Annotated in this window: 18 protein-coding genes; 13 read left to right on the top strand and 5 right to left on the bottom strand. The window is 59.2% G+C overall.

Annotation, left to right across the window (positions count from 1 at the left end; translation table 11 throughout):
• Positions 1-74: 74 nt before the first annotated feature.
• Positions 75-3,785 (top strand): methionine synthase, encoded by a 3,711-nt coding sequence (gene metH / locus ASE98_RS06750; RefSeq protein WP_060540610.1) that lies wholly within the window; start codon positions 75-77, stop codon positions 3,783-3,785.
• 70 nt (positions 3,786-3,855) lie between these two features.
• Here the strand turns inward: metH and ASE98_RS06745 are convergent, their stop codons facing one another.
• Positions 3,856-10,764: an NEL-type E3 ubiquitin ligase domain-containing protein gene (locus ASE98_RS06745; protein ID WP_330219609.1), complete on the bottom strand. Its 6,909-nt coding sequence runs from the start codon at positions 10,762-10,764 to the stop codon at positions 3,856-3,858.
• Between the two features lie 299 nt (positions 10,765-11,063).
• On the opposite strand from ASE98_RS06745, the gene ASE98_RS06740 reads away from it, so the two are divergent.
• From ASE98_RS06740 to ASE98_RS06730, 3 genes are all read left to right on the top strand, one after another.
• Positions 11,064-11,282 carry a DUF2970 domain-containing protein gene (locus ASE98_RS06740; protein WP_060540608.1) on the top strand — a complete coding sequence of 73 codons (219 nt, stop codon included), beginning with the start codon at positions 11,064-11,066 and terminating at the stop codon, positions 11,280-11,282.
• Between the two features lie 599 nt (positions 11,283-11,881).
• On the top strand, positions 11,882-13,540 hold the full coding sequence (locus ASE98_RS06735) for a nitrite/sulfite reductase (protein ID WP_060540607.1): 1,659 nt from the start codon (positions 11,882-11,884) through the stop codon (positions 13,538-13,540).
• Positions 13,524-14,018, top strand: a complete 495-nt coding sequence (locus ASE98_RS06730) for a DUF934 domain-containing protein (protein WP_060540606.1) — start codon at positions 13,524-13,526, stop codon at positions 14,016-14,018. Before ASE98_RS06735 ends, ASE98_RS06730 begins: the two co-directional genes overlap by 17 nt.
• An 82-nt stretch (positions 14,019-14,100) precedes the next feature.
• Here the strand turns inward: ASE98_RS06730 and ASE98_RS06725 are convergent, their stop codons facing one another.
• Both ASE98_RS06725 and sohB read right to left on the bottom strand, forming a co-directional pair.
• Positions 14,101-17,961 (bottom strand): dermonecrotic toxin domain-containing protein, encoded by a 3,861-nt coding sequence (locus ASE98_RS06725; RefSeq protein WP_060540605.1) that lies wholly within the window; start codon positions 17,959-17,961, stop codon positions 14,101-14,103.
• 197 nt (positions 17,962-18,158) lie between these two features.
• On the bottom strand, positions 18,159-19,181 hold the full coding sequence (sohB, locus tag ASE98_RS06720; RefSeq protein ID WP_060540604.1) for a protease SohB: 1,023 nt from the start codon (positions 19,179-19,181) through the stop codon (positions 18,159-18,161).
• Between the two features lie 199 nt (positions 19,182-19,380).
• On the opposite strand from sohB, the gene ASE98_RS06715 reads away from it, so the two are divergent.
• From ASE98_RS06715 to ASE98_RS06695, 5 genes are all read left to right on the top strand, one after another.
• Complete coding sequence (locus ASE98_RS06715) at positions 19,381-20,091, top strand: histidine phosphatase family protein (RefSeq protein WP_060540603.1); 711 nt, start codon at positions 19,381-19,383, stop codon at positions 20,089-20,091.
• Positions 20,092-20,155: 64 nt separating this feature from the next.
• A complete protein-coding gene (locus ASE98_RS06710; RefSeq protein WP_008154977.1) occupies positions 20,156-20,470 on the top strand; it encodes an SCP2 sterol-binding domain-containing protein in 315 nt (104 codons plus the stop codon).
• A 126-nt stretch (positions 20,471-20,596) separates the two neighbouring features.
• Positions 20,597-21,460 carry a LysR family transcriptional regulator gene (locus tag ASE98_RS06705; protein ID WP_060540602.1) on the top strand — a complete coding sequence of 288 codons (864 nt, stop codon included), beginning with the start codon at positions 20,597-20,599 and terminating at the stop codon, positions 21,458-21,460.
• Positions 21,461-21,566: 106 nt separating this feature from the next.
• Positions 21,567-22,700, top strand: coding sequence for a sterol desaturase/SRPBCC family protein (locus tag ASE98_RS06700; RefSeq protein WP_060540671.1), 1,134 nt, complete (start codon positions 21,567-21,569; stop codon positions 22,698-22,700).
• Positions 22,697-23,773: an SMP-30/gluconolactonase/LRE family protein gene (locus tag ASE98_RS06695; RefSeq protein WP_060540601.1), complete on the top strand. Its 1,077-nt coding sequence runs from the start codon at positions 22,697-22,699 to the stop codon at positions 23,771-23,773. Before ASE98_RS06700 ends, ASE98_RS06695 begins: the two co-directional genes overlap by 4 nt.
• 40 nt (positions 23,774-23,813) lie before the next feature.
• Here the strand turns inward: ASE98_RS06695 and ASE98_RS26905 are convergent, their stop codons facing one another.
• On the bottom strand, positions 23,814-23,969 hold the full coding sequence (locus tag ASE98_RS26905; protein WP_177336952.1) for a hypothetical protein: 156 nt from the start codon (positions 23,967-23,969) through the stop codon (positions 23,814-23,816).
• 111 nt (positions 23,970-24,080) lie between these two features.
• Positions 24,081-24,323: a YdcH family protein gene (locus ASE98_RS06690; RefSeq protein ID WP_060540600.1), complete on the bottom strand. Its 243-nt coding sequence runs from the start codon at positions 24,321-24,323 to the stop codon at positions 24,081-24,083.
• 218 nt (positions 24,324-24,541) lie between these two features.
• Here ASE98_RS06690 and ASE98_RS06685 point away from each other — a divergent pair, with 218 nt between their 5' ends.
• The 4 genes from ASE98_RS06685 to ASE98_RS06670 all read left to right on the top strand — a co-directional run bounded on the left by ASE98_RS06685 (position 24,542) and on the right by ASE98_RS06670 (position 26,941).
• On the top strand, positions 24,542-25,063 hold the full coding sequence (locus tag ASE98_RS06685) for a DUF4142 domain-containing protein (protein WP_060540599.1): 522 nt from the start codon (positions 24,542-24,544) through the stop codon (positions 25,061-25,063).
• A 258-nt stretch (positions 25,064-25,321) separates the two neighbouring features.
• Positions 25,322-26,173 (top strand): STAS domain-containing protein, encoded by an 852-nt coding sequence (locus ASE98_RS06680; protein WP_060540598.1) that lies wholly within the window; start codon positions 25,322-25,324, stop codon positions 26,171-26,173.
• 4 nt (positions 26,174-26,177) lie between these two features.
• Positions 26,178-26,540 (top strand): STAS domain-containing protein, encoded by a 363-nt coding sequence (locus tag ASE98_RS06675; protein WP_060540597.1) that lies wholly within the window; start codon positions 26,178-26,180, stop codon positions 26,538-26,540.
• Entirely contained in the window at positions 26,537-26,941 is a 405-nt protein-coding gene (locus ASE98_RS06670; protein WP_060540596.1) for an anti-sigma regulatory factor, read from the top strand. The genes ASE98_RS06675 and ASE98_RS06670 overlap by 4 nt, the downstream gene beginning before the upstream one ends.
• Positions 26,942-26,950 lie beyond the last annotated feature (9 nt).

Here is a 26,950-nt window from a genome sequence, read left to right as displayed (position 1 = left end):
CCCGAGGATGCTCTACAAGCGCACAAGTTTGCTATGATCCCGGCCCTTCGTCATGGTCTTACCGAGTAGTCCAAATGTCCGATCGCAGTGTTCGCCTTCAAGCTCTCAAGCACGCCCTCAAAGAGCGCATCCTGATACTCGATGGCGGCATGGGTACGATGATCCAGAGCTACAAGCTCGAGGAGCAGGATTACCGTGGCAAACGCTTCGCTGACTGGCCCAGCGATGTCAAAGGCAACAACGACCTGTTGGTGCTGACGCGCCCGGATGTGATTGGCGGCATCGAGAAAGCCTACCTGGATGCCGGCGCTGACATTCTGGAAACCAACACCTTTAACGCCACCCGGATTTCCATGGCCGACTACGGCATGGAAGAACTGGCGTACGAACTGAACGTGGAAGGCGCGCGCCTGGCCCGCAAGGTCGCCGATGCGAAAACCCTCGAGAACCCGGACAAGCCACGCTTCGTCGCCGGCGTCCTGGGCCCGACCAGCCGCACCTGCTCGCTGTCGCCAGACGTGAACAACCCCGGCTATCGCAACGTGACCTTCGATGAACTGGTGGAAAACTACACCGAGGCCACCAAAGGCCTGATTGAAGGTGGTGCCGACCTGATCCTGATCGAAACCATTTTCGACACCCTCAACGCCAAAGCGGCGATCTTCGCCGTGCAAGGTGTGTTCGAGGAACTGGGCGTCGAATTGCCGATCATGATTTCCGGCACCATCACCGATGCTTCCGGTCGCACCCTGTCCGGCCAGACCACCGAAGCCTTCTGGAACTCCGTGGCCCACGCCAAGCCGATTTCCGTCGGCCTGAACTGCGCCCTCGGCGCCAGCGAACTGCGCCCGTACCTCGAAGAGTTATCGAACAAGGCCAACACCCACGTTTCCGCGCACCCGAACGCTGGCTTGCCGAACGAATTCGGCGAATACGACGAACTGCCGGCACAAACCGCCAAGGTCATCGAAGAGTTCGCCCAAAGCGGTTTTCTCAACATCGTCGGCGGTTGCTGCGGCACCACTCCGGGCCACATCGAAGCCATCGCCAAGGCCGTCGCCGGTTATGCACCGCGTGAGATTCCGGACATTCCCAAGGCTTGCCGCCTGTCGGGCCTGGAACCGTTCACCATCGATCGCAACTCGCTGTTCGTCAACGTCGGCGAACGCACCAACATCACCGGTTCCGCCAAATTCGCCCGCCTGATCCGTGAAGACAACTACACCGAAGCCCTGGAAGTCGCGCTGCAGCAGGTCGAAGCCGGCGCCCAGGTGATCGACATCAACATGGACGAAGGGATGCTCGATTCGAAGAAGGCCATGGTGACCTTCCTCAATCTGATTGCCGGCGAACCGGACATCTCTCGCGTACCGATCATGATCGACTCCTCCAAGTGGGAAGTGATTGAAGCCGGCCTCAAATGCATCCAGGGCAAGGGCATCGTCAACTCGATCAGCATGAAAGAAGGCGTCGAGCAGTTCATTCACCACGCCAAACTGTGCAAGCGCTACGGCGCCGCCGTGGTAGTGATGGCCTTCGACGAAGCCGGCCAGGCCGACACCGAAGCGCGCAAGAAAGAAATCTGCAAGCGCTCCTACGACATTCTGGTCAACGAAGTGGACTTCCCGCCGGAAGACATCATCTTCGATCCGAACATCTTCGCCGTGGCCACCGGTATCGAAGAACACAACAACTACGCCGTCGATTTCATCAATGCCTGTGCCTACATCCGCGATGAACTGCCATACGCGCTGACCTCCGGCGGCGTGTCCAACGTGTCGTTCTCGTTCCGTGGCAACAACCCGGTGCGCGAGGCGATTCACTCGGTGTTCCTGCTGTACGCGATCCGTTCCGGCCTGACCATGGGCATCGTCAACGCCGGTCAACTGGAGATCTACGACCAGATCCCGGCAGAACTGCGCGACGCCGTGGAAGACGTGATCCTCAACCGTACCCCGGAAGGCACCGACGCCCTCCTCGCCATCGCCGACAAGTACAAAGGCGACGGCAGCGTCAAGGAAGCAGAGACCGAAGAGTGGCGCAACTGGGACGTCAACAAGCGCCTGGAGCACGCACTGGTCAAGGGCATCACCACCCACATCGTCGAAGACACCGAAGAATCCCGTCAGTCCTTCGCCCGCCCGATCGAAGTGATCGAAGGCCCGCTGATGTCCGGCATGAACATCGTCGGCGACCTGTTCGGCGCCGGCAAAATGTTCCTGCCGCAGGTGGTCAAGTCCGCCCGGGTGATGAAGCAGGCCGTGGCGCACCTGATCCCGTTCATCGAACTGGAGAAAGGCGACAAGCCAGAAGCCAAGGGCAAGATCCTCATGGCCACCGTCAAGGGCGACGTGCATGACATCGGCAAGAACATCGTCGGCGTCGTGCTCGGTTGCAACGGTTACGACATCGTCGACCTGGGCGTGATGGTGCCGGCGGAAAAGATCCTGCAGGTGGCCAAGGAGCAGAAGTGCGACATCATCGGCCTGTCCGGGCTGATCACGCCGTCCCTGGATGAGATGGTCCACGTCGCCCGGGAAATGCAGCGCCAGGACTTCCACCTGCCGCTGATGATCGGCGGCGCGACCACCTCCAAGGCGCACACGGCGGTGAAGATCGAACCCAAGTACAGCAATGACGCGGTGATCTACGTCACCGACGCCTCCCGCGCCGTCGGCGTGGCAACCCAGTTGCTGTCCAAGGAACTCAAGGCCGGTTTTGTCGAGAAAACCCGCCTGGACTACATCGACGTTCGCGAGCGCACCGCCAACCGCAGTGCCCGCACCGAACGCCTGAGCTATGGCGCGGCCATCGCCAAGAAGCCGCAGTTCGACTGGGCAGGCTACACGCCGGTCAAGCCGACCTTCACTGGCACCCGCGTGCTGGACAACATCGACCTTAACGTTCTGGCCGAGTACATCGACTGGACGCCGTTTTTCATATCCTGGGACCTGGCCGGCAAGTTCCCGCGCATTCTCCAGGACGAAGTGGTCGGTGAAGCCGCCACCTCGTTGTACACCGACGCAAGGGAAATGCTGCGCAAACTGATCGACGAAAAGCTGATCAGCGCCCGTGCGGTGTTCGGCTTCTGGCCGGCCAACCAGGTGCATGACGACGACATCGAACTCTACGGCGATGACGGCAAGCCAATGGCCAAGCTGCATCACCTGCGCCAGCAGATCATCAAGACCGACGGCAAGCCGAACTTCTCCCTGGCCGACTTCGTCGCGCCCAAGGACAGTGAGGTCACCGACTATGTGGGCGGCTTCATCACCACCGCCGGCATCGGCGCCGAGGAAGTGGCCAAGGCCTATCAGGATGCCGGCGACGACTACAACTCGATCATGGTCAAGGCCCTGGCCGACCGCCTGGCCGAGGCCTGCGCCGAGTGGCTGCACCAGCAGGTGCGTAAAGACTATTGGGGTTATGCCAAGGACGAAGCGCTCGACAACGAGGCGCTGATCAAGGAGCAATACAGCGGCATCCGCCCTGCCCCGGGCTACCCGGCGTGCCCCGATCACACCGAGAAGGCCCAGTTGTTCGCCCTGCTCGATCCAGAAGCCGAGGAAATGCGCGCAGGCCGCAGCGGCGTGTTCCTCACCGAACACTACGCGATGTTCCCGGCGGCAGCAGTCAGCGGCTGGTACTTCGCCCACCCGCAGGCGCAATACTTTGCCGTGGGCAAGGTCGACAAGGATCAGGTGCAAAGCTACACGTCGCGTAAAGGCCAGGAGTTGAGCGTGACCGAACGCTGGCTGGCGCCGAACCTGGGCTATGACAACTGATTGATTGCCCGAAACACCCGGGGGGCCAGACACTGCCCCCCCGGGGTCTTCAATCAACGGGATGACAGGTTCACGGCGTGAGCGTGGCGATCTTCGGACCTGATAGTTCGATCAACACCTGCATTTCCTTTTGCTTCATTTCAATGTCCAGCATCACCAAGGCGCTCTTATAGGCCTCATTGAATTGCGGATATTGACCCTCGAGCACCTCCAGCCGTTGGCTGCGCTCTTGTTCCAGTTCGATGAACCGCTCAGGGTTTTCGCTCTTGAGCAGATCCGCCCAATAGGTGCGCTGCACCAAAGCCACGATCAGATCCTGTGACTGCTCGGCAGCGATGACCTTGGCATACGCCTCATCAAGCATCTCCCTCGTCACATGCGAGGACTGCTCGTAGCGCATGTTTCTGAACTGCCCCGGCAGGTCCAGCCGATCGGCAAGGCCAATGCGGTACGCCAACTGCACTTCTGCTTCATCGTAATGGAGCTTCAAGCGCTTGCGCAGTTTGATGAAGTCTGCGGCGATCGACTCGATTGTGTCGAGGCGGAACTGGGCCCTGCCAAGCCGAAACAAAACATTGGCCTGGTCCTGCACTGGAGCCGCCTTCAGAATGCCGCACTCGTAGACTTTCACCTCGATATCACTGAACACCAGGGCGTAACCGTCCGGACAGGTGTCAGACACATTGGCCATTTCAAACAACACACCCCTGAGGGTTTCATCTTCCTGGGCTGCCCTGAGAACATCCGCGACACGTAACCTCAGCTTGCCGGGTTGTAACTTGTACTCCGGTGTACCCAACAGCTTGTGAAGCATCTTGAAAAAAGCCGTGCTTTCGGGCTCTTGTTTGAAATTGCTCCATATCCCGCTCAGTTCATCAGCTGTGCTGGATGTCGAATCTATCCATTGCTCCCGGGCCACATCCCCTGTCGTGTCGACCACCACTTCTTCGTCACTCGTGTCGTATTCCGATCCGTCAGAAGTGGACTCGCCCTCACCAAACTCGTGCTCATAAGTGCGCAATGCCTGATCAAGACTCTCGGTGGTATAACCCAAGCCATGACCGGTGCGCTCCAGATAACTGCCAATCTCATTCAGCTCATCGTCATCCAGGCTGTTGTCCGTGAGATTGATACCCCTGACCAGCTCGCTCGGGACATCACTCAGAAGTCCCTCGGGCAACGCTTCGATCATGTTTTCGCTCAAATTCAGCGTCCTTAGCAAGGGAAGTTGCAGCGCGCCCTCCGGCCAGACGACCAGATTGTTCTCATGCAGGTCGAGCTCGCGCAGATTCCTCAGGGCCGTGACATTGAGTCCCTCCAGCGCGTTCGACGCCAGATTCAATGACTCCAGGGTGGTCAGGGCTGACACTCGAGCCTGCAAGTCCAGTGTGTTGATCATCTCGTTGCGAGCCGCGCTAAGCCGTTTGAGCTGACGAAAGGAGGTAACCGCCTCCGGCAAATTCAACAGGCCATTGGAATCGATCTCTAGTGTGTGGATATGGCTGAATGCGTCGACCAGTCCCTGCAAACCTTGCTCGCTCAGATAAACCCGGTTGATTTTCAAAGTGCCAACATGGGCAAAATCACCCGCCAATGGCGGAAAATTGCCCAGCGGCATCGATGAAAAATCAAGGGTGTAGGCCCCGGCCGGATGCTCGCCCGCCGCTGCGCCGCGCAGGTTTTGCCGCCAGCACGTCAGCAGTTGATCGGCGGCCCGGCGCCGTTCCAGCGCCGACACCCAAGTCAAAGTACGCAAGTCCCCGACCTGATAGGGCGGTTGTTCGATCCAGGCGTTGAGGGTCTGAACCAGATTCTGGTGCTGCTGCTCCCAGTCTGCGATTTGCCCATCAACGTCTTCTGCGTTCATACCCTTGCTGGAAAGTGCCTCTATGCGTTGTGTCGCCTCCGACTCCAGTAACTGGGCATCCAGTCGCATCAGCCGTGCCACTGGCGCAATTTGTTGTAGTTCCTGGGCTGTGATCGACGGCACTTCAAGCAATAACGCCGGATTGTGCGACACAAACTCAGGAAAATACTCCGGCTCGCCCCCGGTTCGCCCCTCCAGCAATGCCGTTCGCTCGATCCCCATTACCTTGGGAGCGGAAGTACTGGCCAGCAAATCCGTTCGCGCCCGGGGTGTCAGCGCACACCCGCTGACATCGACCACAGTACTGAAACCTTCGGTCAGCGCCTGCTCGGGAATGGTCGTGATCGCCGTACGGCTCAAATCCAGTTTGCGCAGCCCCGGCAGATCGAGCGCGCCATTGGGCCATTCTTTGATGCCCGTGCGGCCCAGGCGCAAGGTCTGCAGATGGGTCATCGCGGTGACATCCAGCGATTCCACCCGATTGAGCTGCAAGTTCAACTGTTCAAGGGCGGTCAGGCGATTCAAGTCGGCCTGCACCGCCGCTGTGACTGAAAGTTGATTGCGCGCCAGGTTCAACTCTGTCAATCGACCCAATGAGCTCACCCCCTGGGGAATCGTCGACAATTGATTGCCGCTCAGATCCACCGATCGCACCTCGGGAAAGTGCTGCACAAAACCGCTGAGATCTTCAGCCGACACCCGCAGGTCCGACAGACCCAACACCTGCACATGGGTAAAACCGGTGGTCGGCAGCGCCGGCAGCTCAGGCAACGAACCCAATGGCGAGCCTGCCAGATCAAGGAAAGCCGCGCGAAGCGGTTGCGCCTGAGGAGCCCCCCATGAAGTCGACGGCTGAGCGACCTGCGCAGTCTCCCCGCCATAACGTTTGCGCAGACCGGCAAGCCAACAACTTCTGATGTCGGAGCAAATACGCTGCGCATTCAGCACAGAGGCGTTAAAGCGATCGCCAGCGGCGAATGATTGATGCCACCGGGACAGCTGCCGCTCCAGACTCGTCTCCTCCAGGTTCAGTTGTGTGAAACGCTGCACCAACATGCGATTGGACATGCCCTCGGCGAGCAACTCGCGCATGACGCTTGCGGAAAATACCGAATCCTCGGAAAGGATGCGTTGCAAGGTCTTGCGGCAATAGCCGTGCACCATGGCGTCGACGTCAAACACGTGTGCAAGATGACTCGATACGTGCTCGAACGCCCGCATGAACTGCTCGGGCGCCAGCGCCATCCAATTGAGCTTCAGGGCGCGCCAGATATTTTCGTGCCCCGTAAACAACTCCGCCGGCAGCGTTGTGATCGAGGTTTGTTCAATGGACAACGCTTCCAGATCAGGTAAATCCAGCACCCCTTGCGGCCAGCCCATGTCCCCGGCCAGCGTCAGGGAGCGCAAACCGGTCATGGCGCTGACATCCATCCCGTTCACCTTGCCAAGCACGTACAAACGCTCCAGTTGCGGCATTGCACCCATCATTTGCTGCGCTCCATCGGCAAACAACGGTCCGTACCCGTAAATCGCTAGCTCCCGGATTTGCGGCAGGCCGGCAAGAACCTCGGCGACCCGTGCCAGATCGTTGGACTCCGTGTAAGTCAGATCAAGCATTGCGACGTTGGGAAAGGTTTGTGAAATGGCTTCGGGGGTTTGAGTGAGCAACAGGTCGGTATCCATGCACACACGGCGCACATGGGAGAAGTCGGCGGCAAGCGCCGGGAGATTGTCGATACCGTTCAACATAATGATCGTGGAGGCCTCGCCATCGACGATACCTCGGGCTTGCCAGGCTTCTTTAATACTTTGCGCCGCATTCTGCAGATTGCGTGGCTCACCCTGCGCAGTCTCCAGCCAGCGGTCGAGCGTTGTACACAGACCCTCGTACTCACGAGCGCGCAGATTCAATAGGTGAGCAATCTGCGATTCGGTGCGTCCATCCAGTATCAGCCTTTCAATCATTTGCGACGCCTGTTCATCGGAGAAACGCGGATAAACATCACGCACTCTCCCGACCAGGGACTGGTTCACTGTCGCGCCCGCACCTCTTCCGCTCAAGGGGTACCCCAACCTTGCGTCGGCCAGTCGCTGCGGCCATTTGAAGCGTTGCCTGGCAGCGTTTGGCACCAGCGTCACGAGCATTTTCTGGCGATGCTGCGTAGCGTAGGCAGTGAGTGTCTCTTGCAGCGCGACACTCTGCCCGACGTGGGGCAGACCCAGCCCTTCGCGGGTAGCGTCGGGCAGAGCGTGCATGATCGAAGAGAAGAAGTTGTCACCCAGCTCCGGCACACTGTTCAGCGCGTTCTCTTGCTGGTCAAAAGCCTGAAACTGATTGGCTTTTCGATGTTGATAGCCATCCTTGACCAGGTACTTGACCTGCGTTGCCGACGGGCTGCCGATGCTGTCGAGCAAGGTGCCGCCGCAGTCGCCCTGGCGCAGCTCGATGCGCAGGTTCTTTGGCCAGCCAGGCAGATTCTGCAAGGCATGCAGGGCCAAACGCTGGCTGTCGGCCGACGCCATACTCTCCAGTGATAATCCGGCCATGGCCTTGTTCAGGCGAGCCAGACGCGCACGCGCTCGTGCCTTGAGTAACAGACTGCCGGGCAGTCGCGCCGTTTGCTTTAAGTGCAAACGCTCTCTGGTGGTCGCTCGAGAAAGTAGTTCTTGTACCGCGTCATTCGACAAGTCGGGAAAGCTGCGCTGCAAGGCCTTGAGTTCAGCCGTTTGCAGCTTTGTTGCGTTGGCGCCCTTTTCGATGCTGTCAAACATTGAGGTTTTATTGGCCGACAAATGATCGGCCAGCTGCTGTCGAAAAACCGCCTCTCGCTCGGCCTCGACCCGGGCGCCTTCGCCACCTAGCAAAGCGGTGATCTCACTCTCGTCCAGCGAGGAAAGCACCCGGTGCGGCAGCTTCCCGAGAGAAACATCCGCGTTTGAAATCCTGATGGCCGGCCTGGTCGGGATTGACGCTTTGCCATAAGTCAATGAAGCGCGACCCGGGTTTGCCTGATCGAAAATCTCGATGACTCGACCCTGCGGCCAACGCGGCATGTTGACCACGTGCGGCAAAGAAATATTAACGAGAGTGTCTGGCACTGATTCGCCCAGACGCACCCGCTCAATCAGTTCGGTGACTTGGCGGTCGGCTTGAAATTGCGCCAGGACATCAGAGAGCACCGATGGCATTGCCCGGTTATCGGTATGCACCTTGCGCAGTGCATTGTCGTCGATGCCACTGAGCTCTGCGATTTTATCCAGGGTTGCAACGTCAAGTCCGTCGGTTGCGTGGCCCAGGCGCCGTAGCATCATCGCTCGATCCCATTCCAATGGGCGCTCGAAGCGATGACGCCAGGCGCCCTGACCATTGTGTTCCAGCACCGGGTGATAGGCGTGCGGGTTCTTCGGGTGGTTGAGGCGCCATTTGCCCAAGGCCGGATCGAAAATTTTCTCGTATGGATCGCCATCGAGTTTGATGTAGGTCTTGCCGTTCAATTCATACTGCCCCGACGTGTTGGGCCTGAGCCCTTCAGGCAACACCACATCGCTCTTGTAAGGGGCCAGGCTGGGGCGCCACAGTTGCTCATCGCCAAACGGCAACTTGATATTGACCAGCCCATCGACAAACGGGTTTGACAGCACTTTTGGCGCTTTGCTGGCCACCGCGCCCATCGCTGCCATAAACGCCAGGTTCGCAGCGACCGACCCCAGGTAATTCCAGGCCTGATCGGTATCGCCGATGCTCCAGGCTTCAACCCCATGATAAACATCCGTGGTTAGTTGCACGGCCATCACGGCCATCATCACCTCCCCCAGGCCGGGCACAAAAAATGCGCCCACATTGAGTATGTCGAGCCCCCATTCGGCATAGTGGACCATCCTTGCATGCCAGGCGTCGTGGTCGACCTTGGCCGTCGGCACGGCGAGTTGTTCGGCCGTGTCTTTGAGGCGGGTCTGGTGCCGTGTGTACAGCTCGCCGAACGGCTGCGTATCAAAGAACGCCTCACTGATGTCCAGAGCCGGTTCGTCCCGGTAGGCATGTTGGTAGATTCCGTTACTGTGCCCCAGCAGGGTCTCCTGGCGGAGGGGGAAGTCAGGGCTCCATTTGAGCGTTTGCAGCGCCGTACTGATCTTGCTCAGAAACTTCCCCGCATCGCCGTGGGGAATCAACCGGAGGAACGCGCGCTGATAGGCCGCATCGCGCAGCCGGTAGCACAAGTCATTTTCAAATGCCTTGAGCGAGGCGTACTCCATGACCGGCGCCAGCGGATCGCCAGGAATGCACACGATGATTCGCGAATCTTCGTAGGTCAGGACGTCAATCAGGTTTACCCCTGGATTCGTCCAGCTGAGATCGATCTTTTTGTTTTTGCGCCGGCTTGCGCCAATGACAAACAATTCACTGACAGGCGAACCCAGCACGTGCAATTGGCTGCACGTGACGCGCTCACCGTCGAGGGTCGGCGATGCGTCGCCGTTGAGCACTGCCAGCAAAGTGCTGTAAGCCGACGAAGTGATCAGCGACTTGAGATGGGCGATATGGGCATGCACGCGCAGGCTGTCCTTCCACGCCTGGATCGTTTGGTCTCGTACGGTAGAAACCCGGTCCGCGGCTTCAAACATCGCCGTCAAGTGATTCTGGTAGCGCTTGCCGATGTCCAGCTCACGGCAGAGGGCGGCGAAATCGGCGGGTTTTATCGAGAGCTTCTTGATCCGGTAACGGGTTGACGGCCCCTTTTGCGGGCGGTTCCAACCATAAGGCCCCTTACCGACCTCCAAATAGGGAACCAGAGCACCCCGCTCTGCAATGACGTCTTCGTCATCGAACGGTTGGCCGTCTGCAAAATTGCGCAGTGCCAACTCCAGCAGTGTCTGGTTGGTGGCGAGATCGTCGCTGAGAATCCTCTGATAGAACCAGGTCTGCGTGACATCCACGGTCAACCCGAACCTTTTTCTCAGCGCTGCCTCGAGCAAAGGTTGCGCGAATTCGGTGACCCCTTTGAGTCCTGTCAGTGTGTGCGCCAACGTCTGGTTGGACGTTCGACTCAACGTCTGACTATCGCGTACGCTTTGGCGCTGTTCGCTGGTCGCTTTCTCAAACCAGTCAGGCATAGCGTTTTCGGCCAGACCTCCCGGCGTTCTGGCCCGATCCAGAGCGCTGATATTTGCCGAGGTGAAATGGCGTATCCGCGAGTGCAGTTTTTTCTTGATGAAATGATTGTGCAGGCCTTTTTCCGTGGCCGATGACGTCCCATTCATTTAGCAATACCTGATGCGATTGGATAAGGCATCAGTCAATCAGCAGGTCCGCGACTCCAGGTGGTATATATCTATAGCGGATGTCACAGCCTGTGATCTTTTTTCCGCGGCTTGTCTATGCTTGCCTGAGTCACGCGCACAATGAGGGATATATGGACGATCCAGCCGACAATAAACCGCCGACTTTCTGGCAAATGCTGCACAGCGTCCTGGCGGCCGCCTTTGGGGTACAGAGCGGGAAGAACCGGGCCCGGGACTTCACACACGGAAAACCCAGTCATTTCGTGCTGTTGGGCATACTGTTCACGGCAGTGTTTGCCCTGACGCTCTTTGGCATCGTCAAGCTTGTGCTGTTGCTGGCCGGGGTCTGAAACGGCTCAGCGCATCAGACTCTGCAGGTTGAACGGGTAACGCCCCGGTCGATCCCCCACAGAAGTTTCGACATTCGGCCGTCCGAGCCCCTGGAAAATTCGCTGCGCACTATGGCCAGTGAACATTCCCAGAGCGGTGTTTATTCCGGCTTTTGTCAGCCAATTGTCATCGCCGGGCCCGGACGGGGGTCATTTATTGATGGCTGACCCAGAATACCGCTGTCCCCACGACCAGAATGATCAGAAACAAAATCGCCCAGGCATCGACCGTGCTATCGCTTTTTTGTGCTTTGGTTGGGTTGCTCATTGCATCGCCTCTTGTCGGTTTTATCGGTGATTGCATAAAGACTCGATCACAGTAAAGACGACGATTGCCCTCACCACAAACAAGGGTAATGCAACGACGATATTCATTAGGCGATTTGGTTCTTTACATATTCTTAAACATCACTTTTGCGCATAACTGCAAACTGGTATCTTGCCCCGGCTCCGAAGGGAGTGCGCGGCCGTGCGCGCAGAATTGCAGAGGTTTTATCGGACTCCGGCAAGCACAAAAACGCAGCTGTATCCGAGCGACCCAGCCTGAGAACAGGACTTATATGTACGTATACGACGAATACGATCAGCGAATCATCGAGGACCGCGTCAAGCAGTTCCGTGATCAGACCCGACGCTATCTGGCAGGTGACCTGAGCGAAGAAGAATTCCGCCCCCTGCGCCTGCAAAATGGCCTGTATATCCAGCGTTTCGCGCCGATGTTGCGGGTTGCCGTGCCTTACGGCCAGCTGACTTCGCGGCAAATGCGCATGATGGCCAAAATTGCCCGCGACTACGACAAGGGCTATGCCCACATCAGTACCCGTCAGAACGTGCAGTTCAACTGGCCGGCGGTGGAAGACATTCCAGACATCCTGGCTGAACTGGCCACCGTGCAGATGCATGCAATCCAGACCAGCGGCAACTGCCTGCGCAACGTTACCACCGACCAGTTTGCCGGCGTCGCCGCCGACGAACTGATCGACCCGCGCCCATGGTGCGAGATCGTCCGCCAGTGGACCACCTTCCACCCGGAATTCGCCTACCTGCCGCGCAAGTTCAAGATTGCCGTGAACGGTTCGAGCGCTGACCGCGCCGCCATCGAAGTCCACGACATCGGCCTGGAGCCGGTGCACAACGCCGCCGGCGAACTGGGTTTCCGTGTGCTGGTCGGCGGTGGCCTGGGCCGTACGCCGGTCGTGGGTGCGTTCATCAACGAGTTCCTGCCCTGGCAACACCTGTTGAGCTACCTCGACGCCATCCTGCGGGTCTACAACCGTTATGGCCGTCGCGACAACAAGTACAAGGCGCGGATCAAGATTCTGGTCAAGGCGCTGACGCCTGAAGTCTTCGCCGAGAAAGTCGACGCGGAAATGGAGCACCTGCGCGGTGGCCAGACCACGTTGACCGAAGCCGAAGTCCAGCGCGTCGCCAAACACTTCGTCGACCCGGACTACAAGGCCCTGGACAACCAGACCGCCGCTCTGGCCGAGCTCGACAAGGAACACCCGGGCTTCGCCCGCTGGCGCACGCGCAACACCCTGGCCCACAAGAAGCCGGGTTATGTCGCAGTCACCCTGTCCCTGAAGCCGACCGGCGTTGCACCGGGCGACATCACTGACAAGCAGCTCGACGCCATGGCCGACCTGGCCGACCGTTACAGCTTCGGTCAACTGCGCACCTCCCACGAGCAGAACATCATCCTGGCCGACGTCGAGCAGGACAAGCTGTTCACCCTGTGGGGCGAGTTGCGCGAGAAAGGCTTTGCCACGCCGAACATCGGCCTGCTCACCGACATCATCTGCTGCCCGGGTGGCGACTTCTGCTCCCTGGCCAACGCCAAGTCGATCCCGATCGCCGAATCGATCCAGCGTCGTTTCGATGACCTGGACTACCTGTTCGACATCGGTGAACTGGACCTGAACATTTCCGGTTGCATGAACGCCTGTGGTCACCACCACGTCGGCCATATCGGCATTCTCGGCGTGGACAAGAAAGGCGAAGAGTTCTACCAGGTTTCCCTCGGCGGCAGCGCCAGCCGCGACGCCAGCCTGGGCAAGATCCTCGGCCCGTCCTTCGCCCAGGAAGCCATGCCTGACGTGATCGAGAAGCTGATCGATGTGTACATCGAACAACGTACCGAAGACGAGCGCTTCATCGACACCTATCAGCGTATTGGCATCGACCTCTTCAAGGAACGCGTCTATGCAGCGAATCATTAAGAACAACGAAGTCGTCGACGAAACCTGGCACCTGCTGCCCAAGGACTTCAATATCGACGAGATCAGCAACTGCGACGACCTGATCGTGCCGTTGAAGTTGTGGCGCGAACATAGCCGCATGCTCCAGGCCCGCGATGGCGGTCTGGGCGTGTGGCTGGATGCCGATGAAGAAGCCGAGGAGATCGGCGATGACGTGGAGCAATTCAAGGTTATCGCCTTGAACTTCCCGGCATTCACCGATGGTCGCAACTACTCCAATGCCCGCCTGTTGCGTGACCGTTATGGTTTCAAAGGCGAACTGCGGGCCATTGGCGATGTGTTGCGCGACCAGTTGTTCTACATGCATCGCTGCGGTTTCGACGCCTTTGCCGTCCGCCCGGATAAAGATCCGTACGAAGCACTGGAAGGTCTCAAGGATTTCTCCGTGACCTATCAGGCCGCAACCGACGAACCGCTGCCGCTGTTCCGTCGCCGCTGATCAAACGAAGCCTTGACCCGCAACGGGTCAAGGCTTCGTTCAGTCGTTGCCTGTCATGCATGCTTTCGGGCACAACGCCGGTTCAGTGCTCTATCGGAAACGGTTGCCCCAGCGCTACCCAGTCCCGGTAAAGCCTGGCGCGTTCCTCCAGCGCCGCGAATATCGCAAACGGATTGTCCGCATCCATCTCCGCCACCTCGACATCTTGAGTCAGTCGCGCCCAAAGCTGCTCAGAAGCATCTGCCTGGCCGAGCAGTTGCCAGACCCGCGCCTGCAGCGACAGATAATCCACCCGGAAATCCGCGGTCAAAACCAGGCCATCCAGCACTCTTAAAAAGCGCTCGCCCTGCGGTCTTGCTGCCAAACGCTCCCAGATCAATCGTCTGGCCTGCCGTTGTTCTTCGCTGCCCTCGCGCAACCAATCAACAACGTCGCCGTGGGAGAGGCCAAGGTCACTCAACCACAGATTGATTCCGGTGCGCTTGCGGTGTTCCACGATTCGCAACAACGTATCTTCGTCGCTCAACGGATTGCCCTGCAACAGAACGCGGTCACGGCTGATGGCCTGGTTGATGACGGCGGGAGGCACCCGGGTTATCCGGTTAGCCCGCAAGTCCAGCCGATTCAGATACGGCTGATCCATGCTGATAAGCGGACATGCGCTGATCCGCGTGTTTCTCAGGTTCAGCGAACGCAGCTCATTCATTCCCAGCACTACTGGCGGTACCATTAGCGGGTTTTCACTCAAATTGAGTGTCTGCAACTGAACCAACTCACAAAACTGCCCAGCCGTGCTCTCCCTCAATCGCATTTCGGTACTTTGCAGATTCAGCGAAGTGAGATGACGCAACTGCGCAATGGCGGGAGGCAACGAACTTTCCAGTTCGCCATCAATGTTCGGCAGTCGAAGATCGAAGCCTTGCAGATTCAAAGTGCGCAGATTAGGAAAAGACTCCAGGAAGCCATTCAGGCTTTCACGTTCGAACAGGTGAAAACCTTGCATCGTTAACTCGCTCAAATCCAAGAGGCGAACATTGAGCGTGGGCAATCGATGGAAGTCTTCAAAGTCCATTTCCATCCTGAACCCCGTCAAGTGAGAGCCTGAATAGTGGCTGCCCTGCTCCGGGTCTCGCTTTTGCCAGATGGCGATCATTTCATCTGCCAGTTCGGTTCGGGTCTCGACCTCGTACCTGATCACTTCCTGCAGCATCGCCACATTACGGGCTGAGATCTGCGCCTGGGTCAGCCCTTGCGTTCCTTCTTCGCCGGGAACCAGAAAATCAATGTCCATGTCGGCGGCGTCGTTTGTGGCCTGATCGACCCAACTGCTCAAGTCGGTGTGCAACTGCTGGAGTTGCTGCTTCAACCCATCGATGTGGGCCTGAGCGCCAGCACCTGCCCGTTGCAATACCTGATCGGCATCGGCACTGGAAAACTCGGGATAAACCTCCTTAAGTTGCAACCTCATCATTTCATGGTTCATCGATTCGCCCTGGGCTGTCTGCGGAAAGCCACCTCCCCTGAGCCCTTGGGGCTTGAACGGCAGCTTGCTATCCATGCTCCGCAACCCTTGCATGTAATCACTTCTGGACATTGCCCGATCAGCGAGCTTGAGTCGCAGTTCACTGGCCGGATCACGTGATGTCAATTGCAACGCCGAACGTTCATCGTCCGACAACAAGCCGAGCAGCGCCGTATACAAGTCGGTTTTCCGGTCCCGGAGCCGATAGTGCTTTTCGCTCTTTATCAACTGTCGGACATCCGTTGTAACGGGTGCTCCGATACGGTCCAGTACCCGCCCGCTGGCCGACTCGTCGAGGAGGTCGATTCGCAGACTTTGTGGCCAACCGGGTAGATTATCCAGTGAATGCAAGGCCAGTGTGTCCGACTCCGGGTTGAGCACCGAACGCAGGTACAGCCCCTCATAAGCGCGATTGAGCCGCACGTGCTGCTGATACTGACGGGCCTTGCTGTCCAGGCGCTTGAACACGTGCCTGGCCTCGCTTACATCGGGCGCCGTGCCAATATCCACCCCATAGCGATCGAGCATCTGTTCAATGGCTCCTGTCGGCAACCCAGGGTATTGCTGTTGAAACAACCGGACCCATTCATTCCCTGATTGCTGGAGCAATCGATAACGGCTATCGAACAGCTCGGGTTGACCGGCCAGGCCAAGCTCCTGATCGATCCTGAAGCGGCTGATCGTATCGGCCAGCAAAGGCGTCAGTGGGCGCCCTTGCTGCATCAGGCGCAGCATGTCGTCGTCGACCGCGCTGACCTTGGCGATTTGCGCCAGCATTTCATCACTGAATGAAGCCACCGACGGGCCGATGCCACGCAGGAGCGCCACCCGGGTCGGAACGGGAACAGCCGATGGCCGGGCGGGTTCCAGCACTGACGACACTGCCTCGGTTTCGCCCGGGCCCCGTGGCGGTTTAGCCAAGTCGTCGATGTCAGCTGCCTCGCGCTCTACCAAAGCCGCGCCGCCAGCCATCGGCAGCGCATTGAGCAAGCCGAACACCGTGCGCGTAACGCCCTCGGACCGCTCATTGGCAGTTTTACCATTCACGGCCTGATCCAGTCCGTAGCCGGCATCAATCAGCCCGGCTAGCGCGAGCAAGCCCTCACCGCCCGGCACAAACAACGCCAAGGCACCGAAGCGGTTGATCCATTGCACAAGCGGCTCGACGAAGGCACTCAAGTTGTCGCGGTTGACCTGGGCGTCGTCACGAATGGTTTCCACCCCTGCCTGCGCGGCGCGCTTGATGCAGAGCACCAGTTGCGCGAAGGGATCAGTGGCCGCGCCAGCCTGCTCGAAGCCTATGTACTCGGCCGGATCCCAAGGCCCGTCGTTGTTGAACCAGCCGGCGGTTTTTGTCAGCCAGTGAGTGTCCGGGTATTGAGCCATCGCTTCCAGCGCGGTCAGTACCCCGGCATGAAAATTGCCATCCGTACGATCGTTTTCGGCATAGTGCTGCGCCACGGCGTGCCTGGTGTCTTCGGACCTGCCCTGCGCCACCACCCAGCGTTGCATTTGCGCGGCGTCCGAAAACTCGTGAAAGGGTGATGAATTGCCGGGTATGTAGAACAGAATTCTCGAGCCATTGCGCTCGCGGTATGTCCAGATATCCGTTGCGGTGTAGCGATACACCTCAAGCCGCCCGGCCATGATCGAGCTGGGCATACGGGTCGCTGCCTGCATCTGTTCGAACGTCAATTTGTCCCAGGTTTGACCAGCCGGCAATCCCGCGGCTTGCAGGGCCAGTTCCAGGCCCTTCTGGCTCAGACTGTTTTCGTGGCGCTGCAAAAACGCATTCATGACAAACGCGGCCTTGACCGAAGTTCGCAGCGCATAGGCATGGCTGGCGGTAATTGCCGTATCCGATGGCCAGGCTCGGTCAAGGTACGCCTGATACAGATCCTTGAGTTCCAGGGTCCAGACCCAGTGCTTGAAGTCCGCGGGCCTCAGGGCGATTTGTGTTTGTGGTCCGTAGGTTTGCGGCACGGCGCGGCGATAGATGCCTTCATAGGTGCTGTGATTGCCGCTGCCGCGCAGGGCGAACTCGTCGACGTGCTCGACAATCCGCACCGAAGGCCCGATGTCGTGCGGGGTGACCAGGCCGAAAGCGTTTTCACCGAAGCGGTCGTCACCGACCTTCTGGTAATTGCCCAGCAGCGCCTGGATCAGGGTCTGGGATTTGAATATTTGACCTTGATGGATGCCATCCTGTGGCGGATGGCCCTGGTAGTTGTAATCAAGCGTGACCAGCACGGCTGTTTGCGGATCAATGTCGCGCCCCCATTTTTCATGGAACAGTTGCTTCGCAAAATCGGCGGGGGTTTGTGGCATCGAGCCGTTTAAGGCTGCCTGCAGTTCGTCACGCATTCGGGGCGCGGGAGCCGCGACAGCGCTGAGGGTCGGGTCAGGTACGGGGGTATTCATGGGCAGTCCATTGCAGTCATAAATGAATGACGACAGTAAACCTGCCCGAGTCGGCGGGAAGTCGGAAAGATCCTGAACCGGCGAGGAAAAAATCAGCAGAGCAGAAAGAAACCGCCCCTCCAGAACAAAGAAACCGGGATTTACCCGGTCTCAATGTGTTTCACGTCGAACTGGCGCCTTCGCACGCCTGCTTGCCGTTACCAGAAGCGTTGCTGGGTCAACCGGCTCCACCAACTGAGCAGGACGCGATCGACCGAGCCACTGGCCGCCATGCCGATACGTTCCGGCAGGCTTTTGCGCTCGGCATAGTGCAAGTGATAAAGCTCGGACTGCTTTGCGCGCTCGGCGAGGTACTCGTCGCTGGTCTTGAGCTCGTCCACCAGTTGCTTGTCGAGCGCCGCGACGCCGAGCCAGATTTCACCGGTCGCCACTTCGTCGATCGCCAGTTGCGGGCGATAGCGGGACACGAAGTTCTTGAACAGTTGATGGGTGATGTCCAGGTCTTCCTGAAACTTTTCCCGGCCCTTTTCGGTGTTTTCGCCGAATACCGTCAAGGTGCGCTTGTACTCGCCGGCGGTGAGGACTTCGAAGTCGATATCGTGTTTTTTCAGCAGGCGATTGACGTTGGGCAACTGCGCCACCACACCGATCGAGCCGAGGATCGCGAACGGCGCACTGATGATCTTCTGACCGATGCACGCCATCATGTAGCCACCGCTGGCGGCGACCTTGTCGATGCACACGGTCAGGGGCACGCCGGCCTCACGGATACGCGCCAGCTGCGAGGACGCCAGGCCGTAGCTGTGGACCATGCCGCCGCCGCTTTCCAGACGCAGTACCACTTCGTCCTTCGGTGTGGCCAAGGTCAGCAAGGCGGTGATTTCGTGGCGCAGGCTTTCGGTGGCTGAAGCCTTGATGTCGCCGTTGAAATCCAGCACGAACACCCGGGGCTTGGCCTCAGGCTTCTTCTTCTGTTTTTTCTCGGTTTTACTCTGGGACTTGCGCAGGGCCTTGAGCTGCTCCTTGTCGAGCAGGGTTTGCTCCAGGCGCTCGCGCAGCCCTTTGTAGAAATCATTGAGCTTGCTGACCTGCAACTGGCCCGACGACTTGCGCCGCCCCTTGCTGCGCAACGCCGCAAAGCTGGCCAGGACCACCAGAATGGCGATCACCAGGGTCACGGTCTTGGCCAGGAAAATGGCGTACTCGGACAAAAACTCCACAGGGACTCCTTAAACAATGCGCGGCTGGAACGCGCGGGATACCTCCAGCATACCCATGCACCGGCCTTGCGACCAGTCGTGAAACCTCTGGCAACAGGCCTGTAACGAGCATTTCAAACAAGCGTATGTTTTTTCATTGACAGCTCACCGCCATCCTCATAACCTCGCCAAACCTTCAACGTACCGGGACGACGCGGACGTGGGCAGCATCTACTTGATTCGACATGGCCAGGCCTCCTTCGGTGCAGACGACTATGACGTCCTGTCGCCCAACGGTATTCGTCAGGCAGAAATCCTTGGTCGACACCTGGCCGAACTCGGTATCAGCTTCGATCGCTGCCTGGCGGGCGACCTGCGCCGCCAGCAACACACGGCCACCAGCGCGCTGGAGCAATTCGCGGCGGTGGGCCTGCCGGTGCCGATCCTGGAGACCGATTCGGCCTTCAACGAGTTCGACGCCGATGCGGTGATTCGCGCCCTGCTCCCGGCGATGCTGCCCGACGAACCTGAAGCCTTGAACGTTCTGCGCAACGCGGCGCACAACCGTGCCGAGTTCCAGCGCATCTTCGCCCTGATCATCGAGCGCTGGCTCGCCGGTACCTACGACACGCCGGGCCTGGAAAGCTGGTTGGGTTTTGTCGAGCGTGTCCAGGCCGGCCTGCATCGTATCCTCGACCAGGCCGACAACACCCAGAAAATCGCCGTGTTCACTTCCGGCGGGACCATCACCGCCCTGCTCCACCTGATCACGCAAATGCCTGCACGGCAGGCTTTTGAATTGAATTGGCAAATCGTCAACACTTCGCTCAACCACCTGAAGTTCCGTGGTCGCGAAGTGGCCCTGGCTTCCTTCAACAGTCATGCGCACCTGCAACTGCTGAAGGCCCCGGAACTCATCACGTTTCGCTGAGTCCGGATTATTGTGACCCTGGCTGTAACCACTCAGCTCTAATAACTCAAGAAAGGATCGAACCATGACCTCCGTAGCTGATGCCGTACAAGCAATGAAAGCCAAGTTCAACCCAGCCGCTGCTGCCGGCCTGGACCTGGTCTTCGGTTTCCGCATCGACGACACCAAGAACTTCTCGCTGATCGTCAAGGACAGCACCTGCGAGCTGCAAGAAGGCGAAAACCCGGACGCACAGGTCACTCTGGTGATGGACGGCGAAACCCTGGAAGGCATCGTCAGCGGCGAAACCGACGGCATGCAAGCGTTCATGGGCGGCAAACTGCGCGCTGAAGGCGACATGATGCTGGCAATGAAACTGTCCGAGCTGTTCCCGGCCTAAGCATGCCGCTCCCGGTTCCCGGGGGCACGTACGCTGGCAAACGAATCCCGCCCTGATGGCGGGATTCGTCGTTTTCCAGCCTAGAAATACTCTTACAATGCTTGCACACCCCACACCGGCCAGCCCATGGACATCGACCTCGCCCGCACCTTCCTCGAAATCGTCCGCCACGGCAGCCTTGCCGCGGCCGCTGAAAAACTCCACGTGACCCAGACCGCGATTACCGCGCGGGTGCAGAAACTGGAAAGCCAGCTGGGCAGCACACTGTTTGTGCGCAATCGCGCCGGGGCGCGCCTGACAGCCAATGGTGAAGCCTTCGTGGTGTATGCCAATCAACTGGTCGAAACCTGGGAAGCCGCGCGCCGGGATCTGCCGTTGCCCGAGGGTCTGCGTGACGTGCTGCACATCGGCGGCGAGGTCAGCCTGTGCAACCCGCTGATGCTCGGCTGGGCCGGCCAATTGCGTGAGAAAATACCCAGCCATGCCTTGCGCATGGAAATCCGTGACGGTGAAAACCTGTTGCGCCAACTGGAGCTGGGGGTTCTGGATGCAGCACTGGTCTACCAACCTGAATACTGGCCACGGCTGCAGGTCGAGCAAATTCTCGAAGAAAAGCTCATCCTGGTGCGCTCAGTCGAACGGCCCGATCCCTACGTGTACATCGACTGGGGAGCGGACTTCCGGCGCCGTCATGACGCCGCCCTGCCGGAAAAAGCCAAGGCGGCGCTGAGCTTCAATCTCGGCCCGCTGGGCTTGCAGTACATCCTCGAGAACGGCGGCAGCGGCTATTTCCGTACCCGCGTCGTGCAGAGTTATCTGCAAAGCGGCGTGCTGGAACGTGTGCCCCGGGCGCCCGAGTTCAGTTACCCGACCTATCTGGTCTACTCCCGCGACCGCGACTCACCCACCTTGCAACGGGCCTTCAACCTGCTGCGCGAGGTCATCGACTCGCACGAGGACTGGTCGCAACGCTGGGACCCGCTGAGCTGAATGCGCTGCGCACCGGAGCATGGCCGTTGTGTCGCCCAGGTAAGCGCAATCAACACGCCGGAATCGACTAATCTGCAGGAGAGAACAATAACGTCAGGTGATTGCAGTGAGGCAGACCACCGAAGCATTCCGCAGCCGCTACCGTGCCGACATTCATCCCCTCTACAACCCCTGGCTGCACGGCGCCTTTGTCCTGTTGTTCGGAGTGCTGGCCATCAGTGTTTTCTGGAGCACCGTGCATCAGGTACTGCCTCTGCAATGGCTGGCTGTGCCTGTAACCCTGTTGTTTTTCAACCTTGGGGTGTATCTGGTGCATCGTCATCTGGGGCATCATAAAAAACCATTCGCCCGGCTGTTTTATGCCCGCCATGCCGGCGACCATCACAGTTTTTTCGCCCCCGGCCACATGACCTACAACAGCGCACGCGACTGGCGGGTGATCCTGTTCCCGGCGTGGCTGATCGTGCTGCACACCCTCGTCATCACCCTGCCCCTGTGGTGGTTGCTCAAGCAACTGGATGCCAACGTCGCCGGGTTGGTCGGCGGTTGCCTGGTCCTCGGATACCTGGCCTACGAGGTGTTTCACGCCTGCGAGCACTTGCCGCCGCACAACCCGCTCACGCGGTTGCCGTGGATCCGCCAGATGCGTCGCCTGCATGAACTGCATCACCGCCGCGAGTTGATGCAGGAGCGTAATTTCAACATCGTTTTCCCACTGATGGACTATCTGTTCGGCACCCTCTATTGGGAGCCTGAACCCCTCGACCCGACGAGAACTCCCATGACCCGCATGCAGCACCAGACCGTCATCGCCGCGCCCCCGATCGCCGTGCTTGCCTACGCCAGTACCGTCGCCCTTTGGCCGCAGTGGCATCCGTCATCGCTGCGCATCGATGGGCCGAAAGGCCCGTTACATGCCGGGGCGCGCTTCGAGGAAGACATCCGCGCCGGCGGGCGCGATGGGCACCTGAGCTGGGAGGTGACGCAGTACCTGCCCGGACGGCGCTGGTGCGCGCGGGCGCAAGGTGATCATGGCCTGTCGCTGCTGCTGACTTACGAGTGCGAAGCCGAGGGCGACAGCACCCGGTTTGTGCGCACCTTGCACTACCAGTTCAGCGGCTTGGCGATGCGGATTGCCAACCGGCTGCTGCTCAAGCGCCGAATCGATCACGAATCCGCAGCTTCCATGCTGGCCTTGCGCGAAATGGCGCACCAACACCTCAACGGAGTCAGCGCGTGAAGTGGCGCCACATCGTATTACCGGTGTTCATCGCCATCGGCGGCTTCCTGCTGCTGATGCCGACCAAGGTCAAGCCAGTGGCCTGGACGCCGCAACCGGCGCCCTCCCTCAGCACCGGAGCGTACGCCGACAACCAGCGCCTCAAAGCCGTGGAGCGCGTTGGCGCGGCCGACATCGACGGGCCGGAAGCCTTGCTCCTGGAGGGCGACACATTGCTCACTGGCCTGCACGACGGCCGCCTGATCCACACCAGCCTGGACGGCAAGAGCACCAAGGTCCTGACCGATACCGGCGGCCGACCGCTGGGCCTGGCCCGACATCCCAATGGTTTGCTGGTGATCGCCGATGCGGTCAAAGGCTTGTTGTCGCTGGATGCCCAAGGGCAGTTGGTCGCGCTGAGCACCGAGGCCGGTGGCGTGCCGTTCGGTTTCACCGACGACGTGGCCATCGACAAGCCCGGTCACTACGCCTACTTCAGCGATGCCTCCAGCCGCTTCGGCTATGGCCACGACGGCGAAGCCATCCTCGAGCACGGCGGTGACGGCCGTTTGCTGCGCTACGACTTCCAGACCGGCAAAACCTCGGTCCTGCTGGATAAACTGCAGTTCGCCAATGGCGTGACCCTGGGCCCGGAAGATGCGTTCGTGCTGGTCAATGAAACCGGCGCCTATCGCATCAGCCGCTACTGGCTCAGCGGGCCGAAGGCGGGCACCCATGATCTGTTCATCGATAACCTGCCTGGCCTGCCAGACAACTTGTCGTTCAACGGTCATGACCGTTTCTGGGTGGCGCTGTATGCCCCGCGCAATGCGCTACTCGACGCCACTGCAGCGCATCCCTTCGTACGCAAGATGATCGTACGGGCGATGACCGTGCTGCCCAAGCCCGTCGAGAAACGTGCCTTTGCCCTCGGCCTGGACCTTGAGGGCAAGGTGATTGCCAATTTGCAGGATGCCGGCAGTGACAATTACTCGCCAGTCACCACCGTGCGTGAGTATGGGGACTGGTTGTATTTCGGTTCACTCAAGGCAAGGTACATGGTGCGGTTGCCTTTGAGTAAGGCATTGCAGTAAAGCAACGCCCGTAGTGACGCCATCGCCGGCAAGCCGGCGCCTACGAGGGTTCGTTACCTTCATCCTCCGGCAATTCATCGATGCCCGGCTCTTCCTCAGGATTGACCGTGCTGTGCTCCGGGCTCAAGGGTTCGGGATGGGTGGGCATCGGGTCGTAACCACCGGTTTGTTCGCTGGGGAATTTGGGGTCGGTCATGGGGCACCTCGCATAGAGCCGTAAAATTGCGTCTCTGAACATTCGAGGTGCCGGTTTTGATCGCCGTTCCAACTTTTCAGTCACCAGCCGTCGGCGGCAGATGACTTAACGTCAGGAGCTGGCCTGGAGTTGCTGGACGATCTTGTCCTTGACCTGCAAGCGCTTTTCCTTGAGTTTTTTCAGGGCGTCATCGCTGGGGGCATCCGATGTCGCGGTCTCGGCCTTGACCACGTCGGCATCGGCCTGGGAATACTTGTTCAGCAGTGAATCCAGTAACGGATCCTTGGTGCGTTTTTGCTGGATCTCTTCCTTCGTGCAGCGTAAATCCTGATAAAGGTCATGGGTCACCGGCATGGAACACCTCCGTTTGTTGATCGGCAGCGAAACGCGATCAATTGCGTTCACCAACTATCAGAATGGCCTTGGTTAGCCGGTTCTGTCGACCACCTGTCAGACCAGCGGCCTCCGTTCGTCGTCCTGTCGCAAATGCGATAAAACCTTTACCGGTAAAAACGCCTCCACAGCATAACGATCAATCGATCGGCCATAAAAACCTGTGTGGAGAATGACCAATGGACGGATTCAACTTGCGCCACCTCGCCCTGGCTGTCGCCCTGAGCACCAGCATGGGCAGCGCTTTTGCTGCCACTTCCAATGACTTCGTCGACAATGCCGCCGCCGGTGGCATCGCGGAAATCGAAACCAGCCGCCTGGCCCTGGAAAAAAGCCAGTCGGCCGACATCAAGGCATTCGCCAACATGATGATCACCGATCATTCCAAGGCCAACGATGAACTGGCGACCCTGGCGAAAAAGCACGATATCGAGGTTCCGGATACCTCGACTCTGGTTAAGCAGGCCAAGGAGAAGCTACTCGACATGCGCGACGAGTCCTTCGATTCGGCCTACGCCAACAACCAGGTCAAAGCCCACGAAGACACTATCGAGTTGTTCAAGAAGGAAGCCAACACGGTGACCGACGACAAGACCAAGGGCGCCACCGAACTCAAGGCCTTTGCGCAAAAAATGCTGCCTGCGCTGGAGAAACACCTGGCCATGGCGAAAAAGCTCCAGGCCGCCCACCCGGACAAGTAGCGTCCCCCTGCACTAAAACAGCCGCCTGTTCTGGCGGCTGTTTTTTTCTGGCGACTGAACTTCTTCACTGGAAACAGCCCTTTGCGCCTGCGAAAGACTAAAAAAAACAGATCGCAGGCTTCACAAGCTCCTACAGTTGCTGTGAGCAAATTCAAATTCCTGCAAAAAACGAACAACTATTTCATCCGGCAAATGTCACTGCATTGCGCCGGCCGTTTTTTGGCAACCGGGCCCACACTTTCAAGGAGTTAAAGTCTCATGGCGGCACTGCAAACCAGCACTCTCGATGCGATGAACAAAAGCCAGGCGCAACTGATTGCCGAATGGTCCAAAAGCCTGGAAAACAGTGGGGCCACACGCAATCTCAAAGACGCGGACCTGAGGCAGCAGACCTCGGAGTTCCTGCAATTACTGGTTAGCGGACTGCAGGAGGGCAATGGACAGAACGTGGCAGCGCCGGGCTGGGACGCGATTCGGCAGTTCCTCGAAAAGCTCTCCCACAGCCGCGCCCTGCTCGGCCAGGATTCGCACCAGACCGCCAGTTTCATCTTTTCCCTTAAGGGCCCGGTGTTCGCCCTGCTGCAAAATCATTACCAGGACAGCCCGGCATTGCTGGCCGAACAGCTCTGGGAAGTCTCCCAACTGCTCGACGCCCTGGGCATGCACACCATTCGTACCTTCCAGAAGTCCCGGGAAGCGGTGATCAAGCGCCAGCAGGAAGAGTTGCTCGAGCTGTCGACCCCGGTGGTCAAGCTCTGGGACGGTGTACTGGCCCTGCCGATGATCGGCACCCTCGATTCGCAACGCACCCAGGTGGTGATGGAATCGTTGCTGCAACGAATCGTCGACACCGGTTCGGAAATCGCCATTATCGACATCACCGGCGTACCGACTGTCGATACGCTGGTGGCCCAGCACCTGCTCAAAACCGTGACCGCGATTCGCCTGATGGGTGCCGATTGCATCATCAGTGGCGTGCGCCCACAGATCGCCCAGACCATCGTGCACTTGGGCCTGGACCTGCAAGGCGTGGTGACCAAAGCCAACCTGGCCGATGCCCTGAAGCTGGCCCTGACCCGCCTGGGATTGACTGTCGGCAAGGCGGGCTGAGCCCATGGAACGTATTCCCATATTGCAGATGGGCGACTTTCTGCTGGTGACCATTCAGGTCGACATGCATGATCAACTGGCCCTGACCTTGCTGGACGACCTGTCCGAGCGCATCAGCAGAACCTCCGCCCGTGGCGTACTGATCGACATTTCGGCGCTGGACATGGTCGACTCGTTCATTGGCCGAATGATCGGCACCATCTCCGGGCTGTCGAGCATCATGGATGCCCAGACCGTTCTGGTCGGCATGCAGCCAGCGGTCGCCATTACCCTGGTGGAACTGGGCCTGACCTTGCCGGGTGTCAGGACCGCGTTGAATGTCGAGCGCGGGATGAAACTGCTGCAGGACCGAGTACAAGAACAATGACCGTGCGCAGCAGCGGCACCCAGCCCATTCAAATTGAGCAGGACGTCGTGCTGGCGCGCCAGACCGCGCGCAAGCTGGCCCAGGAGTGTGGCATGCGCCTGATCGACCTGACCAAACTGGTCACCGCGGTCAGCGAGCTGGCGCGCAATACCATGGTCTACGGCGGCGGCGGTGATATGGATTGGCAGATCCTCGACGAAGAATCACGCACCGGCCTGCGCCTGACCTTCCGCGATGAAGGACCGGGCATCCCGGACATCAAGCTGGCGCTGACCGATGGCTGGACCTCAGGCTCCGGCCTGGGCCTGGGCCTGACCGGTGCCAGGCGGCTGGTGGAAGAGTTCGAACTCGATACCGCGCCGGGCAAAGGCACTCGCGTAACGATCACCCGATGGACATGAATATCGGCA

Source organism: Pseudomonas sp. Leaf48, from assembly GCF_001421885.1.
Lineage (GTDB): Bacteria > Pseudomonadota > Gammaproteobacteria > Pseudomonadales > Pseudomonadaceae > Aquipseudomonas.
The sequence above is the reverse complement of the archived record's forward strand: the minus strand, read 5'-3'. Positions and strand labels throughout refer to the sequence as shown.

Bases quoted from the DNA above. Each gene is read 5' to 3' on its own strand.
- ASE98_RS06690 (WP_060540600.1), bottom strand. From the start codon at position 24,323: ATGCCGGTGACCCATGACCTTTATCAGGATTTACGCTGCACGAAGGAA.
- ASE98_RS06745 (WP_330219609.1), bottom strand. From the start codon at position 10,764: ATGCCTGACTGGTTTGAGAAAGCGACCAGCGAACAGCGCCAAAGCGTA.
- ASE98_RS06740 (WP_060540608.1), top strand. From the start codon at position 11,064: ATGGACGATCCAGCCGACAATAAACCGCCGACTTTCTGGCAAATGCTG.
- ASE98_RS26905 (WP_177336952.1), bottom strand. From the start codon at position 23,969: ATGACCGACCCCAAATTCCCCAGCGAACAAACCGGTGGTTACGACCCG.
- ASE98_RS06670 (WP_060540596.1), top strand. From the start codon at position 26,537: ATGACCGTGCGCAGCAGCGGCACCCAGCCCATTCAAATTGAGCAGGAC.
- ASE98_RS06675 (WP_060540597.1), top strand. From the start codon at position 26,178: ATGGAACGTATTCCCATATTGCAGATGGGCGACTTTCTGCTGGTGACC.
- ASE98_RS06725 (WP_060540605.1), bottom strand. From the start codon at position 17,961: ATGAATACCCCCGTACCTGACCCGACCCTCAGCGCTGTCGCGGCTCCC.
- ASE98_RS06685 (WP_060540599.1), top strand. From the start codon at position 24,542: ATGGACGGATTCAACTTGCGCCACCTCGCCCTGGCTGTCGCCCTGAGC.
- ASE98_RS06705 (WP_060540602.1), top strand. From the start codon at position 20,597: ATGGACATCGACCTCGCCCGCACCTTCCTCGAAATCGTCCGCCACGGC.
- metH (WP_060540610.1), top strand. From the start codon at position 75: ATGTCCGATCGCAGTGTTCGCCTTCAAGCTCTCAAGCACGCCCTCAAA.
- ASE98_RS06680 (WP_060540598.1), top strand. From the start codon at position 25,322: ATGGCGGCACTGCAAACCAGCACTCTCGATGCGATGAACAAAAGCCAG.
- ASE98_RS06735 (WP_060540607.1), top strand. From the start codon at position 11,882: ATGTACGTATACGACGAATACGATCAGCGAATCATCGAGGACCGCGTC.
- ASE98_RS06730 (WP_060540606.1), top strand. From the start codon at position 13,524: ATGCAGCGAATCATTAAGAACAACGAAGTCGTCGACGAAACCTGGCAC.
- ASE98_RS06710 (WP_008154977.1), top strand. From the start codon at position 20,156: ATGACCTCCGTAGCTGATGCCGTACAAGCAATGAAAGCCAAGTTCAAC.